The sequence below is a fragment of the Niallia sp. FSL K6-0212 genome, from assembly GCF_038007605.1.
In the GTDB taxonomy this organism is placed as follows: Bacteria; Bacillota; Bacilli; order Bacillales; family Cytobacillaceae; genus Niallia; species Niallia circulans.
The window spans coordinates 1,875,477-1,892,043 of sequence record NZ_JBBOXL010000001.1; the positions used below are offsets into that span (position 1 = coordinate 1,875,477).

16 protein-coding genes are annotated in these 16,567 nt (G+C 36.5%); 10 read left to right on the plus strand and 6 right to left on the minus strand.

Going from position 1 to position 16,567, the window contains the following annotated elements; all coding sequences use genetic code 11:
* Positions 1–319: 319 nt before the first annotated feature.
* The 3 genes from MHH96_RS08840 to MHH96_RS08850 form a co-directional block, all read right to left on the minus strand.
* Positions 320–646: an AzlD domain-containing protein gene (locus tag MHH96_RS08840; protein ID WP_047941775.1), complete on the minus strand. Its 327-nt coding sequence runs from the start codon at positions 644–646 to the stop codon at positions 320–322.
* On the minus strand, positions 643–1,365 hold the full coding sequence (locus MHH96_RS08845) for an AzlC family ABC transporter permease (RefSeq protein ID WP_369989013.1): 723 nt from the start codon (positions 1,363–1,365) through the stop codon (positions 643–645). The genes MHH96_RS08840 and MHH96_RS08845 overlap by 4 nt, the downstream gene beginning before the upstream one ends.
* Positions 1,366–1,613: 248 nt before the next feature.
* On the minus strand, positions 1,614–2,282 hold the full coding sequence (locus MHH96_RS08850) for an O-methyltransferase (RefSeq protein ID WP_235844521.1): 669 nt from the start codon (positions 2,280–2,282) through the stop codon (positions 1,614–1,616).
* 111 nt (positions 2,283–2,393) lie between these two features.
* Here MHH96_RS08850 and MHH96_RS08855 point away from each other — a divergent pair, with 111 nt between their 5' ends.
* A complete protein-coding gene (locus tag MHH96_RS08855; protein ID WP_047941772.1) occupies positions 2,394–3,296 on the plus strand; it encodes a LysR family transcriptional regulator in 903 nt (300 codons plus the stop codon).
* Here the strand turns inward: MHH96_RS08855 and MHH96_RS08860 are convergent.
* Together MHH96_RS08860 and MHH96_RS08865 are read right to left on the minus strand one after the other, a co-directional pair.
* Positions 3,280–3,516, minus strand: a complete 237-nt coding sequence (locus tag MHH96_RS08860) for a hypothetical protein (protein WP_047941771.1) — start codon at positions 3,514–3,516, stop codon at positions 3,280–3,282. The two genes, MHH96_RS08855 and MHH96_RS08860, sit on opposite strands and share 17 nt — an antisense overlap.
* Positions 3,517–3,607: 91 nt before the next feature.
* Positions 3,608–4,825, minus strand: a complete 1,218-nt coding sequence (locus tag MHH96_RS08865; RefSeq protein WP_047941770.1) for an MFS transporter — start codon at positions 4,823–4,825, stop codon at positions 3,608–3,610.
* Between the two features lie 459 nt (positions 4,826–5,284).
* Here MHH96_RS08865 and MHH96_RS08870 point away from each other — a divergent pair, with 459 nt between their 5' ends.
* From MHH96_RS08870 to MHH96_RS08885, 4 genes are all read left to right on the plus strand, one after another.
* Positions 5,285–6,631, plus strand: coding sequence for an aspartate kinase (locus MHH96_RS08870; protein WP_047941769.1), 1,347 nt, complete (start codon positions 5,285–5,287; stop codon positions 6,629–6,631).
* Positions 6,632–6,859: 228 nt separating this feature from the next.
* Positions 6,860–7,669 (plus strand): basic amino acid ABC transporter substrate-binding protein, encoded by an 810-nt coding sequence (locus MHH96_RS08875; RefSeq protein WP_341117103.1) that lies wholly within the window; start codon positions 6,860–6,862, stop codon positions 7,667–7,669.
* A gap of 162 nt (positions 7,670–7,831) precedes the next feature.
* Entirely contained in the window at positions 7,832–8,488 is a 657-nt protein-coding gene (locus MHH96_RS08880; protein WP_047941767.1) for an amino acid ABC transporter permease, read from the plus strand.
* Complete coding sequence (locus MHH96_RS08885) at positions 8,485–9,207, plus strand: amino acid ABC transporter ATP-binding protein (protein WP_047941766.1); 723 nt, start codon at positions 8,485–8,487, stop codon at positions 9,205–9,207. Before MHH96_RS08880 ends, MHH96_RS08885 begins: the two co-directional genes overlap by 4 nt.
* Positions 9,208–9,304: 97 nt before the next feature.
* Here MHH96_RS08885 and MHH96_RS08890 read toward each other — a convergent pair whose 3' ends face one another.
* Complete coding sequence (locus tag MHH96_RS08890) at positions 9,305–10,066, minus strand: class I SAM-dependent methyltransferase (protein ID WP_341117105.1); 762 nt, start codon at positions 10,064–10,066, stop codon at positions 9,305–9,307.
* Between the two features lie 606 nt (positions 10,067–10,672).
* Here MHH96_RS08890 and MHH96_RS08895 point away from each other — a divergent pair.
* The 5 genes from MHH96_RS08895 to MHH96_RS08915 all read left to right on the plus strand — a co-directional run bounded on the left by MHH96_RS08895 (position 10,673) and on the right by MHH96_RS08915 (position 16,556).
* Entirely contained in the window at positions 10,673–11,878 is a 1,206-nt protein-coding gene (locus MHH96_RS08895) for an amidohydrolase (protein WP_047941764.1), read from the plus strand.
* A 46-nt stretch (positions 11,879–11,924) separates the two neighbouring features.
* Positions 11,925–13,139, plus strand: a complete 1,215-nt coding sequence (locus MHH96_RS08900) for a M20 family metallopeptidase (protein WP_336045068.1) — start codon at positions 11,925–11,927, stop codon at positions 13,137–13,139.
* A 418-nt stretch (positions 13,140–13,557) separates the two neighbouring features.
* Complete coding sequence (locus MHH96_RS08905) at positions 13,558–14,580, plus strand: ABC transporter ATP-binding protein (protein WP_047941762.1); 1,023 nt, start codon at positions 13,558–13,560, stop codon at positions 14,578–14,580.
* Complete coding sequence (locus MHH96_RS08910; RefSeq protein ID WP_047941761.1) at positions 14,577–15,590, plus strand: ABC transporter ATP-binding protein; 1,014 nt, start codon at positions 14,577–14,579, stop codon at positions 15,588–15,590. Before MHH96_RS08905 ends, MHH96_RS08910 begins: the two co-directional genes overlap by 4 nt.
* A gap of 15 nt (positions 15,591–15,605) precedes the next feature.
* Positions 15,606–16,556: an ABC transporter permease gene (locus MHH96_RS08915; protein ID WP_082138299.1), complete on the plus strand. Its 951-nt coding sequence runs from the start codon at positions 15,606–15,608 to the stop codon at positions 16,554–16,556.
* Positions 16,557–16,567 lie beyond the last annotated feature (11 nt).

A 16,567-nucleotide genomic window follows, 5' to 3' on the forward strand; every position in this document is an offset into this window, starting at 1 on the left:
GAAAATATCCAAACGATCTTAGTATGATTATATCAATAATATAACCAATATTTTATTATAAACTTCATAGAAAGGAAACGAAAGTACAATAAATTTGTTAATTTTTATGGATTTCCATGGTTTCTTGTAAGGTTATGGATATTTTTGTTAAAGTTATCCATTTTATTAAGTGGTGAATATTGTTTATAAGGCGGAGGAAAACCGAAAAAGTGATGTTCATAAAATGATGAAAGCTGATAAGGAAGGAGCCAGAAGAAAAAAGCATTCATCATAATAAAAAGCCTCTTTTATAAACTAAAAGAAGCTTTTTACATAATAGCTACAATACCAATCTCACAACAGCCATACACACAACTCCGAATAATACAGTAGTTAATAAACTTTTACTAAGAAAAGCAACAATTATCGTAGGAATCGTCGCAAGAAGCGCTTCCCAGTTAATGCTAATACTATTGCTTTCGGTGGTTCCTATAAGACTTTCTACAATTAAGCCAGTAAAAATGCATACTGGAAGGTAGGAAAGCCACTTTTCGACAGGTGCTGAAATCGTGAAATTGCGCGCCACTAAAAATGGAATTACTCTTGGAATAAAGGTTACGATAGTACAGCCGATTAATAAAAGAAAAAAGCTCATATTGCTCATCATTTATCTGTCACCACCCCAATTGTAGCAACAATGATTGTTGATATAATGACACTTAAGCTACTTGATAAAAAAGTAGAGAAGAAAAGCATGCAGATAATCATCAATGTGATTAACAATAAATAGTGTTTTAGTTTAGTAGGTTCAATTGTTTGCAGCTGGATAATCAGCAATGCAATAAACATAGCTGGCAAGGCATAATCTAATCCGAATTGTTCAGGATCGGGAAACCACCCTCCGATATATCCTCCGACAGTACAAGCTGCAATCCAAACAAGGTAGGCAGTCAGATTTAGTCCGTTCATCCATCGATCATTAACTGGCTCTTTTCTAGCAATCTTGGTAATCGCTACTCCAAATGATTCATCTGTTACAAGACTGCCAATACCAATGTTTTTCTGTATAGAATATTGGGTGAATTTAGGTGCTAGAGCGGAACTTAACAATAAGTGACGCAAATTTACAATAAATGTTGTAAGTATAATTGCGCTGATGGGACTTGCAGCTGCAATCATTGCACAAATAATAAACTGGGAAGCCCCTGCATAAACAAATGTAGCAAGCAGGAAAACATGCAGGATAGATAAGCCGGATGATACACCGACTACTCCCATTGCGAGGCCAATGCTGATATAACCAAGTAAGGTTGGAATACAGTCTTTCACTCCATCTAAATAGGAGAGTGTGTGTTGTTCTTGTTCTGCTACTTTAATACTTTCCACGGTCAATCCCCTTTATCGCAAATTAGTAATTGCATATATTATATAAGGACGTAAAGGTTTAGGCAATGTCTTATTGTATGGGGATAATAGGGAGGGATATTCCTGATTATTCCACTCTTAACGGACAGGAAGACTCCCTCCTCAAGAGGAAGATAGGTAGGAGTCAACTAACTGCCTGTAAAGGTCTGATTGGTTCAACTAACCATTAGTGGGGGAGGAGGAAAACCATCACTGATAGAAGTTTCACTTTATTTTACATAGCTAAGGATGAAACCATCATAGCCTTTTAACCCAACAGTTTGTATTCCAACTGACTCTACTCGGGAGTCTTTGGAAAGGATATCGATAAAGCGTCGGATTCCTAGTACTTTTTCATCTTGACTGTTTTCAGCTACTATATCTCCGTTACGAACAATATTGTCAGCAACAATCACGGCTCCCTTTCTTGCTAATTTAATGGCGTAATCAATGTATAGGGGATTATTAGGTTTGTCAGCGTCAATAAATATAAAATCGAATTCATCCATATTATTTTTTAGGAGCTCTGATAAAGAAGTAAGAGCGTTGTCTTCCATAATGGTGATTTTTTTCTCGAGACCGGATAGTTGAAAGTTTTCTTTAGCTACCTTAATATGATTATTATTATTTTCTAATGTTATTACTTTACCATCTTCAGGAAGAGCCATTGCTAGCCAAGTGGTACTATATCCTCCTAGTGTACCTATTTCAAGTATTCTGTGCGCCCCCATCATTTTAGCAAGCATCCAAAGCATTTTACCTTGAGTAGGACTTACGTCAATCTCTGGAAGATTATTATCTCTATTATTCTGAAGTAATTTTTTCATTTTGGTGTTGTGTGGTTGTAACCTATTAATTAAATAGTGATCAACTGCATTCCAAACTTGATTTTCTGTCACCTTAATCATCTCCTTGTTCTTTATAATTTTAGTATATGCTTCCATAACGTATTAATAAAATATATATATTTTATAGTTATATAAGAAATAATTATGTAAGGTTGGGGTAGGATGAATATTCACGGATTAAGATTGTTTTATCATGTTGCAAGAGATAGGAGTTTTACAAAGGCGGCAGAATTATTAAGAATTAGTCAACCAGCTGTTTCTAGTCAAATAAAGCAGTTTGAGAAAGAAATAGGTATTCCATTGTTTATAAAAGATGGAAGGAAATTTAAACTTACAGAGTTTGGATCATTATTGGCAGAACAAGCAGAAATATTATTTTCTTATGAACAGAAATTGGATGATTTTGTAGAAGATTATTATTTGTCCAGAAAAGGCAGGCTTTCTGTTGCGGCAACTTATTTGCCAGCAAATTTTGTCATTCCTGCTTGTGCTGCAGTTTTTAAAGCTGAGAATGAAGAGATTGAATTTAATTTGACTACTAGTAATTCGCATGCAGCATTTGATCAATTAATTCATTACAAGGCAGACATTGCAATGTATGCGGGAGGATGGATGGAGCATTTTCATGACAATATATTGGCTGAGGAAATAGTTGAAGATGAAATATGGTTTGTTGTATCAGCAAATCATCGATTGGCAAATAAGCAGGTCACTTTATCCGAGATTGTGAAAGAACCTTTTATAATGAGGGAAAAGGGGAGTTCTACGAGGGAAAGATTATTCTCTTTATGTCAAATATATCAAGTTCCTCCACCCAAAATTGCTCTACAATTTAATGGCATAAATGAAGCCATTCATTCTGTTTTAACGGGGTATGGTGTTAATTTTGTATCGTCAATAGTGATAAGAGATTATGTAAAGAATAAGAAGTTAGCAAGAGTATTTGTAAAGGATATTAGGGTGACAAATAAAATAGCAATATGTACGAGAAAAAACGAAAAGCGCTCCGCAATGGTGGAGAATTTTATTGAAATTTGCAGGAAATATGTCAAAGAAGAATATTAAATCCAAAAATCATTGGCAAAAAATAAAAACCATTCTCATCATATCTAGAAGAATGGTTTTGTTTATATTTCTTTTCATTTCGTGTCATGCGTTCTTTCTTTGTTTTTGTTATTTTCGTGATTGGTACAATGCTGCCCCAAGATCCTCTGCGCATCGTTGTATCAAAACCATGTTCACGCAGCACTTTGTCGCGTTTCTTTCTTGCCTTTGATTTAGCCATAGTTATCCTCCTTATGATGACAAGTATTTTTCCATTTTATTATACATCATAAAATGGAAAAATCGTTAGTATTTACACAGCCGTTAAATCGTTAAGAAATCGAATGTTTAGCTAGTTTAGGATGGCGGTGCATCATTAAAAATAGGAAAATACCGCTTGCTAATAAGAGAATACTAGTTGAAAAGAATACCATAGAGAACCCAAAGTTACCTGCAATTAGTCCACCAAGTGCAGGACCGATTATATTACCGAGAAAACGAAGACTTGTTTCATATCCCATTACTTCTCCTTGCATAGCAATAGGTACTTCTTGTCGAATATAAGCAATACGTACAGGAACCATGCCTCCGATTGCTACACCGAGAATAAAGCGGATAATCAGCAATTGCCAGTATTGATTAACAAATCCTCCCGGGAAATAGATAATTCCGGCAATAAACAAGAGAATAACAAGTACTTTAAGGTGACCAGATCGATCTCCCATTTCTCCCCATTTCCGTGCCATTAGTAAATTTCCTAAACCTGCAGCTGAGAAAGCTAGACCAGCGAAAAACGCAATATTCTCTGGACCATGCAATTTACTGACATATAAAGACAGAATAGGCTGGATGCTGAAATGGGCAATTTGTATAAAGGCTGAGATAAGCAGAACGGTAATGAATACAGGGTTTTTTAGAATATAGGCTAATACCTCTCTGCTTGTATAGCTGCTTTTCGTGCCCTTTTGAGCAGGCAGGACAAACTCTTTTGTTGTAAATACTAGAATTGCAGATATAAAGATAGCAAGAGAAGTAAATCGGAAAGTTGCCGCATAGCCGAAACTATCTGCTAATACTCCTCCAAGTAACGGACCAATCAATGCGCCAGTAATACTTCCTGTCTGTAAGGTTCCTAATACCTTACCAGCAGTTTTTTTGGGAGTTTGAGTGGAGATAAATGCTTGTGACATTGGGATAAATCCTGTGAAAAATCCCGTGAAAAAACGAAGAATAAAGACTTCCCATACAGAATTGGCAAAACTCATCAGAAAGATGGAAATGCCTAAGCCGATTGCTAAAATGATAAGAATCGTTTTTCTCCCAAATTTATCGCCAATTTTTCCCCATATCGGTGAAAACAAGAAAGCTGCTACAAAGGTCACAGAGAAACAAAGCCCCGACCAATGCTGCACAAATTCAGGTGAATATTGACCAAATGATTCAATATAAAGCGATAAAAATGGGAGAACCATAGTCATGCAGGCACTTATAAAAAAGTTAGCGAACCACATGATTCCTAAGTTTCGTTTTGAATATTTTTGGGTTTCCATTTTGTAAAACACTTCTTTCTAATATAGTAGAGATTTTATTAAGGTTTCCTCCATCTAAAACGGATGGAGTACGAAAGGAGGAATGAGGAGATTGTTGGTAAATGCACAATAAATTTCGTTTAACTAAATATTAGTTTAACGTAAAATTTACATAAATGAAAGTATTTTGGATTATTATTTCCAATAAACAACTTAAAGAAGCTCTCCATTGTTGGATAAAAGTCTTTATTAAAGCGTTAATAGCGATTATCTCAAAATGAAAAATAACATTAATTACCAGTTTTATTTTAATATTCATAGAGAAGAAGCCAAGTGAAAAAATATTATTGTTCACTCTATAAAAACAAATGTATTTTTAGAGTGGAAATGACTTGATTATTTATCATGAAATAGTGATAATAGCCATAGTGAACAATTTAGAAAATTGTTACTATTTAACAATCAGTGGGAGTTGGCGAAATGAAGGTTGTCAAATTTGGGGGTAGTTCTCTAGCTACAGGGAAGCAATTGGAAAAGGTATTACAAATAGTAAAGGCAGATAAGGAGAGAAGGATTGTCGTCGTGTCTGCACCTGGAAAAAGATATGATTCAGATACGAAGGTAACAGATTTATTAATCCAATGTGCGCAAGCAGTAGTAAATGGAAGTGATTATTCTCCTTATTTAGAGGAAGTATTAGACAGATATGCTAGTATTGCTAAAGAATTGGACTTATCGAGTGATATTATAACAAACATTAAAAACGACTTATTGGATTTAATAAATAAATACTCTAATAAAGATGCTTTTATGGAAGCAATGAAGGCCAGCGGAGAGGATAATAATGCTAAATTAGTTGCACATTTCTTTAAAACTAGAGGATTAGATGCCATTTATATTAGTCCAAAGGAAGCGGGCTTGATTGTTAGTGATGATCCCGGAAATGCTCAAGTGCTTTCTGAATCTTATGATCGGTTATATTCCTTAAGAGAAGAGAAGCGAATAATTGTATTTCCAGGTTTTTTTGGTTACAGCGAAGCGGGAGATGTAGTGACATTTTCAAGAAGTGGATCAGATATTACGGGAGCGATTCTCGCCAATGGCGTGAAAGCGGAGTTGTATGAAAACTTTACAGATGTGGATGCTGTTTACTCTGTAAATCCTTCCATTGTAACGCAGCCGAAAGAAATTAAGGAACTTACTTATCGGGAAATGCGTGAATTATCATATGCCGGCTTCTCTGTATTTCATGCTGAAGCTTTAATTCCGGCGTATCGTGCAGGTATTCCTGTTCAAGTGAGAAATACAAATAATCCATCCGCATCAGGAACTAGAATAGTCTCCTCAAGAAATAATATCAATGGTCCTGTAATTGGTATTGCTAATGATAAGGGATTTTGTTCCATCTATATTAGTAAATATTTAATGAATCGTGAAGTAGGATTTGCCAGAAAAGTTCTATCAATATTAGAGGATTATCATATTTCGTATGAACATATGCCGTCTGGAATTGATGATTTAACAATTGTTTTACGCCAAGATCAATTGACAAGAAAAAGCGAACAGGAGATTTTGACCAGAATATCCGAGGAACTACAAGTAGAAGAAATAAAAGTAGAACACGATTTAGCGCTTATCATGCTTGTAGGGGAAGGGATGCGACGTAATATCGGTACAAATGCCCGTGCATCCACAGCACTCGCGAAAGCGGGAGTGAATATTGAAATGATTAACCAAGGTTCTTCTGAAGTAAGCATGATGTTCGGAGTAAAAGAAACAGTTGTCAAAAAAGCTGTAAAAGCTTTGTATGAAGAGTTTTTTGTATAGAAAGAGAAAAAGGAGTTCCTTCTTTAAACCAGAAAGAGGGACTTCTTGTTTTATCTATGAAATTTTACGAAAATTCAAATAGTTTTCTTGTATATAAATAAACAAAAAGTTATAATGAATGCATTATTAGTAATAAAGCAAATGGAAAAATTTTTATTTTAAATTAATTGAAAATTCTATATTATTTTAATATACAGTTTTCAATTAATCAAAAGAGGGGGATTTATAATGAGGAAAAACGGCATTTTATTTGCTTTATTTATATCGATTGTTCTTGTTTTAGCAGCATGTGGGACAGGTTCAGAAAAAGCAAATAGTGATGGAGGTGGCAAAAAGAAATTAAGAGTCGTTACAGATGCGGCTTATGCACCATTTGAGTATATGGATAAAGACAAGATTATTGGCTTCGATGTCGATATTTTCACAGCGGCAGCAGAGGAAGCTGGCTATGACTTTGAAATTGTCAACGTTGGATGGGACCCACTCTTTGCAGAATTAGAAAATGGCACAGCGGATGTTGGTTTATCAGCCATTACAATAAACGATGACCGACTTAAATCCTATGATTTCTCTGTTCCATATTTTGAAAGTACGAATAAAATTTTGGCACCAGAAGGTACTGATATTAAGAAAGCTGCTGATCTAACAGATAAGACTGTTGCTGTTCAATCAGGAACAACAGGTGCAGATGCAGTCGATGCGCTCCTAGGAAATGGCAATGAAAAAGTAAAAAAGTTTGAAAATAATAATTTAGCTATTTTGGAAATGAAGAATCAGGGTGCTGATGCTGTTGTGGCAGATAATGCAGTATTAGAAGCATATGCTAAAAATAATCCGCAAGAGAACTTTATCGTGATTGAGGATAAAGAAGGATTTGAATCAGAATATTATGGATTCATGTTCCCGAAAGATAGTGAGATGGAAGCTGATTTAAGCAAAGGTCTTAATGCTATTTTTGATAATGGTAAATATGCAGAGATATATAAAGAATGGTTTGGGCAAGATCCAGACATTGAAAATTTAAAAGCACAACAATAGAAGAGTCGCAAATGAGGAAGGTACTCAGGAGGGGCATTACCCGCTTTGACAAGGAGGGAGCACAATACTTCTTCTAGATTGTTCTTAGTGAGGGAATGTTCCTTCTGAATGCCTGTGCTGCTGAATGTCAGTCATTTTGTGGTCTTTGGAGGAGAAGAGGTAATGGATTTTAATTTTACGATTATTTTAGAGTATGCTGACTTATTTAAAAAGGGGATATTAGTGACCATTCAATTATCCTTGTATGCAATAGTATTTGGAACGGTTTTAGGTTTATTAATCGGCCTTGGCAAAATAGCAAAGAATCAATGGATTGCTTTTCCTTTCCGTTGCTATATTGCTATTTTCCGCGGCACCCCTCTTTTTGTACAAATCCTAATCATTCATTTTGGATTTATCCCATTATTTTTAAATACAACCAATGCCATGATAGCAGCAATTGTTGCATTATCACTTAACGCAGCTGCTTATATTGCGGAGATTTTTAGAGCTGGAATTGAATCCATTGACCGTGGTCAGATGGAAGCAGGCAGATCCTTAGGGATGACGCATGTACAGGCAATGCGATACATAGTACTTCCTCAGTCCTTTAAACGAATGATTCCCCCGTTAGGCAATGAATTTATTGTATTAATTAAAGATTCTTCTTTAGCAGCTGTTATTGCTGCTCCAGAGTTAATGTACTATGCAAGGCTGATGATGGGACAGTATAACCGAGTTTGGGAGCCATATTTAACAGTAGCTGTTATTTATCTTGTTTTAACCTTAACATTAAGCTTCTTCTTAACTCGTTTGGAAAGAAGGTTGAAAACAGAATGATTGTTGTAGAAAAATTAAAAAAGTCCTTCGGAGATAATGAAGTATTAAAGGATATTAGTATGACTATTAACCAGCAGGAGGTCGTCGTAATTATTGGTCCTTCCGGATCGGGAAAATCAACTTTTTTGCGTTGCATCAATTTACTAGAAAGTATATCGGACGGAACGATTCATATTAATGGGAAGAATATTACGGATAAGTCCACAAATATTAATGAAGTACGTAAGGATGTAGGGATGGTGTTTCAACAGTTTAATTTATTCCCACATAAGTCAGTTCTTCAAAATATTATGCTTTCACCTATGAAAGTAAAGAAGGTCTCAAAAGAAAATGCTCGGATAAAGGCATTAGAATTATTGAAAAAAGTGGGCTTAGAGGATAAAGCAAATGTATATCCTGATTCACTCTCTGGTGGACAAAAACAGCGTGTCGCCATCGCGAGAGCACTAGCAATGGAACCAAGTATTATGTTATTTGATGAGCCGACGTCTGCGTTAGATCCAGAGATGGTAGGAGAGGTATTGGAAGTGATGAAGGAACTTGCCAAGGAAGGAATGACGATGATTGTAGTAACGCATGAAATGGGATTTGCAAGAGAAGTTGGAGATCGTGTGATTTTCATGGACGGTGGATATGTAGTCGAAGAAAATACACCAGTAGAGTTATTTACACATCCGCAAGAGGAACGTACCATTTCTTTCTTAAGTAAGATCTTATAAAGTGGCAAGAAGACAAGTGAAACTTCTATTGAAGGAGATTTACTTGTCTTTTTGTATAGGTGTGCTATCACATGTTTTTATAAGGTTAATCTTACCGTTATTGTTTTCTTACAGCTTCAAAAGTAATGATTTGACTTGCATTTGATGGTTGCTTCTCGTAAACATAATCAGCGGAGCACGTAATATCAGAGAAACCGATATTTTCCAAAATAAGCTTAAATTCTTCGATTCCATACCAACGCAGCGCAAAACGTTGTAACTCGGTTTGAATCAACTTTCCTTTACGCCATTTCTCATATTTCAAGTAGGAAATAGTAAATTGATTTAGCCAATCCATTTCAATCGATTTGTTTTCCAGCGTAATCCCATCCCCGTTAGGTAGGGAAAAAGTTGAAGTAGAAATCTCTCCTGTTTTCCAATCATGAGGTAATAGAAGATCAACAATCAAGCGTCCTCCTGGAACAAGATGTTTATAAAAGCACTTCAATGCGTTTAGAGAGTCTTCTCGTTTTTCTATTAAACAAAAGGAACCTGTAGGAATAATAATTGCCTTATAATTAAATGGCAATGAAAATCCCTGTAATTTATCTTCATATAAATTAGGGCTTAATCCTCTTTCTTCACAACGTTTACGACAAGAGTTCCACATTTCAGGAGAATAATCAATTCCATCAATTATATATCCCGCTTCAAGAAGTGGAATAATAAAACGTCCTGAGCCAACTGCAGCTTCTAGAATACGTCCCTGACAATTTTTTAACCGTTCTTGGTAATATTCAATATCCCCATTTAAAGAGTACCCCACAGGCTTTGTGAAATCGTAGAGCTCAGTACAAAGTGCACTATAATAACTAAACATATAGTATTTTCCTCCATTTTTGTATACGGAAAATTTTTAATTAAAGAAACTTCTAATATTAACCCCTCCGTACCCTGTATTTAATTGATAGTTGGAAAGAACGGACTGTCATAATAACTCACTCGCTTTCAATAAGAGATAATAAAAATATAACACAATATTTTGATAATTGATCTTTTATTATGCTGAATAAAGGTATATATACATTCTTAAATCATCTCTAAATGAGGTGTCACCCTAGTTCATCGAACTTGGATAAAATTTTATTAGTTTTAGAGAAAAGTAATATTTTTCTCGTTTTGGGGAACAAGCATTTTTTACTTGATGGGCATGTGGTAGAACCCCCTTAGGAGAAAGGAATTAATTTAGTAGGAGAAAATAAATAATGTAAACGATAACAACCCTAATAAATAGGGATGATAGGAAAAATAAGAGGTTGTTAATTTATTCTGAATATTTTGATGATTAAAAAAACTTATTATACATTGCTTGAAATTACCGTTAATATAAAAGAAATCAAAATTAAGGGATATAGTTAAGCTGCATTTTTTCTAACTTCTCAAGAAGTATTCCTTATTCATAAGCAAATTTATTAGGAGGGGTAGTATGTTAAAAAAATGGCATAGTGAATTAGCCGAGATGTTTGATCAAATGGTTGAGTGGAGAAGACATTTTCATCAGTACCCAGAACTATCTTTCCAAGAGGTGGAAACACCAAGAATGATTGCTGAAATTTTAGAAGGATTCGGTATTGAAGTAAGGAGAAATGTTGGTGGTAGAGGAGTAGTTGGGAAAATATATGGAGCCAAACCTGGCAAAACGATTGCGCTGCGAGCAGACTTTGATGCATTGCCAATCCAGGATGGAAAGGATGTACCGTATAAATCGAAGGTGCCAGGAGTTATGCATGCATGTGGGCATGATGGACATACAGCTACTCTTTTAGCGGTGGCGAAAGTACTTCAAGATAATAGGGATAGTATTGCCGGGAATATTGTACTGCTTCATCAGCATGCTGAAGAATTATCACCTGGTGGAGCAAAAGCAATGATTGAAGACGATTGTTTAAAAGATGTAGATGTCGTTTATGGGGCACATCTTTCCTCATTAAATGAACTCGGAAAATATTATTATAAACCCGGATACTCGCAAGCAGCAGCAGATGCATTTGAAATTACCATTAAAGGAAAGGGTGGACATGGTTCCGCTCCTCATGAAACAGTGGATGCGATTGCGGTCGGAACGGCGCTAGTCAGCCAGCTACAATATATTGCGAGCAGACGTGTAGATCCATTAAATCCCGTTGTACTATCTGTAGGATCCTTTCATGGAGGAAAGGCGCAAAATGTCATTGCTGATACTGCTGTGATGACAGGAACCGTCCGAACACTAGATAAAGATCTGCGTTTATTTATGGAAGAAGAGATCAAATTAATGGTGAATGAGATTTGTGAGAGCATGCAGGCTACTGCTGAGATTAATTATATAAAGGGATACCCAGCTGTATATAATCATGAGGAAGAAGTAGAAGTTTTTGAAAAGGTTATAGAAAATTCATTAGATAAGAATATGTTAGTTCGTTCCGTACCAATCATGGGGGCAGAGGATTTTTCTTATTATTTGCTTGAAAAGCCGGGTATGTTTTTTCATACAGGAGCAAAAGTCTCAGAGGGAAAAGCTTATCCTCATCATCATCCAATGTTTGATTTTGACGAAAGAGCAATGATTTATGCTGGAAAAGCATTTTTGAGTATTGTCGATAATTATGTATCGATCCAAGTAAAAGAAAACCTTGCTGAACCAGTTCTATAAGAAAGATCTTTTCGAAAATTAATGTAATGGGATGGGAGCGATTGAGATGCTAGAGAAATGGTATGAAGAAATTGAAGCTATGTATGAGCAAATGGTAGAGTGGAGACGATATTTACACGAAAATCCAGAGCTATCTTTTCAAGAAATTAATACAAGTAAGATGATTGGTGATCTGTTGGAAAGCTTCGGAATTGAAGTAAGACGAAATGTTGGTGGAAATGGGATTGTAGGTAAGATTTACGGTGCTAAGCCTGGAAAAACGATTGCCTTACGAGCAGACTTTGATGCCTTACCGATTCAGGATGAAAAGAATGTAGCTTTTAAATCGAAAGTTCCAGGTGTGATGCATGCATGTGGACATGATGGGCATACAGCTACATTGCTGGCAGTAGCAAAGGTTCTTCAGGATAATGCGGAAGAATTGGCTGGGAATGTAGTGCTATTACACCAGCATGCGGAGGAATCACCGCCAGGGGGAGCCATTGCCATGATTGAAGATGGCTGTTTAGATGGTGTAGATGTTGTCTATGGTGCTCATTTAGCCTCTGGCAGTGAACTAGGGAGTGTCCTTTATAGAATTGGACCAGTATCCGCTGCAAGTGACGCATTTGAATTAAAAATTCAAGGGAAAGGTGGACATGGGGCATCTCCCCATCAAACAATTGATGCTGTTGCAGTTGGCGTCCAAATTGCCAATCAACTTAAACATATTGTTAGCAGAAGAGTAAACCCACAGAAGCCCGCAGTTATTTCCATTGGATCATTTCATGCAGGAAATGCGGGAAATGTCATTTCAGATACAGCTGATTTAACTGGAACCGTTCGTACATTTGATGAAGATGTACGATCATTGATTATAGAAGAAATGGAGCAGCTAATTAAAGGGGTATGTAAAGCATTCCATGCAACTTTTGAATTTAATTATACAAAAGGCTATCCCTCTACTGTAAATACAGTGGATGAAACAAATATACTCGAAAAATGTTTGATAAATGCCTTGCCAGAAAGCAAGCCTGTCATAATAGAAAAACCAGGAATGGGTGGAGAAGATTTCTCTTATTATCTACAAAATCGACCTGGATGTTTCTTTTCAGTAGGGGCTAGAAACGAAGATATAGAGGCAATTTATCCTCATCATCATCCAAAGTTTACTTTTGATGAAAGGGCCATGCTCCATACAGCTAAGATATTTTTAAGTCTAGTAGATTACTACACGAATACAGAAAGGAAAGAGGCTTTGGTGAACAGCTCTACAATCTAAAGTCTAGTATTCTAACAAGCGATAAGCGCCTATCAGCTAGCAAACTTCTGATCACCTCTTTTCGTAGTCAACATCAGTTTACTACGATTACTGTGTTTCCTTTATCTTAGTCGATGATCTTCGACGTACAGGGATGTACTAGTGTCGACGTTGCAACAGGACGTTGCGTAGTTAGTCGACCAGTTTTTACGCTGATAAACAGGCGCTTACGCTTTACGAAATAACAGGGAAAAACGTTCTAAGTCAGAGAACGATCTAGCTCCAGCGCCTATCAGCTAGCAAACTTCCAATCATCTCCCTACGATAAGTCAACATCAGTTCACTAGCGTTCACTGTGTTTCCTTTATCTTAGTCGATGATTCTCCAGTTTGTACGCTGATGAGCAAGGCGCTTACGCTTTACGTGAAGGAGGGGAAGTATGGTGCGGAATATTTTAGAGGTGGAGAAATTGCAAACAGCTTTTCGAACGGATAAGGGGGAGGTTATTTCGGTAGAGGAGGTTACTTTTCAGCTTAAGCCAGGAGAGACTATTGGTATTGTAGGAGAGTCAGGCTGTGGTAAGAGTGTTACTTCCCTATCGATTATGAGACTGTTAGGAAAACATGGTTATATCAAAAAGGGAACGATAAATCTGAAGGGGAAAGAATTAACGACACTAACGGAAGCGGAGATGCGAAAAGTTAGAGGAAATGAAATTTCGATGATCTTTCAAGAACCAATGACTTCTTTAAATCCGGTTTTTACAATTGGAAATCAAATGGTGGAACTAATTCGTCTACATATGGGCTTAAATGCCAAAAAAGCAAAGAGCTATGCGGTAGAAATGCTAAAGAAAGTAGGAATTCCAAGAGCAGAGGTAATTATTGATGAATATCCACACGCTCTTTCTGGAGGTATGCGGCAAAGGGTAATGATAGCGATGGCTCTATCTTGTAAACCGAAGCTTCTAATCGCAGATGAACCAACAACAGCATTAGATGTAACCATTCAAGCACAGATTCTTGAATTAATGAAAAGTTTAAAAAACGAATCAGAGACAGCGATTATGATGATTACCCATGATTTAGGAGTTATTGCGGAAATGGCTGATAAGGTTATTGTCATGTATGCCGGGCAGGTGGTAGAAGAGGCAGATGTCTTTACTCTTTTTGATGAGCCAAAGCATCCTTACACCAAAGGCTTAATCGAATCTATTCCACATTTAGAGTATGATTCCCAAGAAAAATTATATTCTATTCCAGGCTCTGTTCCGACATTACAGCAAATGCCAAAAGGCTGTAGATTTCATACTCGCTGCCCTTACGTCACTGAAAAGTGCATTGCCGAAAAGCCTCCCCATATTAGCATAGACAATCAAGCGGATCACAAGGTTCGTTGTTGGTTGTATGAGACTCAGCAACAAGGCAACATGCTGGAAGAGGAAAGGGAGGTTAAGATATGAGTGTAGAAATCTTGTCTGAAAAAGACGGAATATTCAAAGAACAAATGCAGCCATTAGTAGAAATCCAAAATTTAAAGAAATATTATCCAATTAAGAAAGGGATATTATCGAAAACAGTTGGCCATGTAAAAGCTGTAGATGGTCTTGATTTTTCCATTTATTCTGGGGAAACAATTTCCCTTGTTGGTGAATCTGGATGTGGGAAATCCACTACTGGCAGAGCTATTGTGAAGCTAGATCCTCCGACAGATGGGAAAGTCTTATTTGAAGGAAGAGATATGGCCGCCATTCAAAATAAGGAATTAAGAAAAATTCGCACAGATATGCAAATCATCTTTCAAGATCCCTATTCTTCTCTCAATCCGCGAAAGCGAATCGGTGATTTATTGGCAGAGCCTTTAATTGCCCACAGACTTGCGACAAAAGAAGAAGCAAGTAAAAAGGTAGATCGAATGCTTGAAATAGTAGGATTAACTAAATTTCATAAAAGCAGATATCCTCATGAATTTTCTGGCGGTCAAAGACAAAGGGTAGGGATTGCTAGAGCCCTTATGCTAAACCCAAAATTGATTGTTTGCGATGAACCGGTATCAGCATTGGATGTTTCTATTCAAGCGCAAGTACTAAATTTATTAAAGGATTTACAAAAGGAATTTAATTTAACCTATTTATTTATTGCACATGGTCTAGGAGCAGTTAAGTATATTAGTGATCGAATTGCCGTTATGTATTTAGGCAAAATTGTGGAAATTGGAAAGACTGAAGAGATTTTTAAGAATCCAAAGCATCCTTATACACAAGTGTTGCTAAGTGCCTATCCGATTCCTAATCCTCATCTTCGAAATAGAGAGCGGATTGTGGTAGAAGGAGATGTTCCAAGTCCGGCAAATCCACCAAATGGGTGCAGGTTCCATACTAGATGTCCTATGGCACAAGCTATGTGTAAGGAGAAGGAGCCGCTATTAGATGGAGCAAATCATTCAGTTGCCTGTCATTTTCCACTACGTTAAAGGAGGGAGATTCATTTGTTCCAATATATTATCAGGAGATTATTGATTGCTATTCCAGTGTTGCTGGGGGTAACGGTATTTAACTTTATTATTATTAACTTGGCTCCTGGTAACCCGGTAGATATGTATATTAATCCAGATACTACTCAGGCGGATATTGATGCAAAGAAAGAAGCATTAGGTCTTAATGATCCTATTTATATTCAATACTTTAGATGGCTTGGAAATCTTTTGCAAGGAGATTTTGGATTTTCCTATACAACATATGAACCTGTATTAGATTTAGTGCTAAATCGTGTTGGCCCCACGTTGCTCCTTATGAGCACTGCCTTAGTTATTGCTTATATTATTGCCATTCCAATAGGAATTTTGAGTGCAACAAAGCAGTATTCTTGGATTGATTATTTAACTACTACTTTTTCATTTTTAGGTGTATCCATTCCTAACTTTTTCTTAGGATTAGGAAGTATTTACGTATTTGCACTTGTTTTAAATATCTTACCGACAGGTGGCATGTTTACATTGGGAAGCAGTGGAGGATTTATGGATACATTGTTTCACCTCATTATGCCAGCCGCTATATTAGGAACCGGGATTGCAGGCAGTACGGTTCGCTATGTCAGAAGCAGCATGTTGGAAGTAATGGGGCAAGATTATTTGCGGACAGCAAGAGCGAAAGGATTAAAAGAGTTTATCGTTACCAATAAGCATGGATTAAAGAATGCGTTAATTCCTATTATTACAATTATCGGAATGGAAATACCAATTTTAATAGGCGGCGCAGTAGTAACGGAGCAAATTTTTCAATGGCCAGGCTTAGGACAACTAACAATCCAGTCGATTTCCTCTCGTGACTATCCTACGTTAATGGCGATAAATTTTATTGCAGCACTTGCTGTCCTATTTTCGAATTTACTTGCTGACATTTTATATGCCGTAGTAGATCCGCGAATTAAGTATAACTAAGGAGGAGTGCA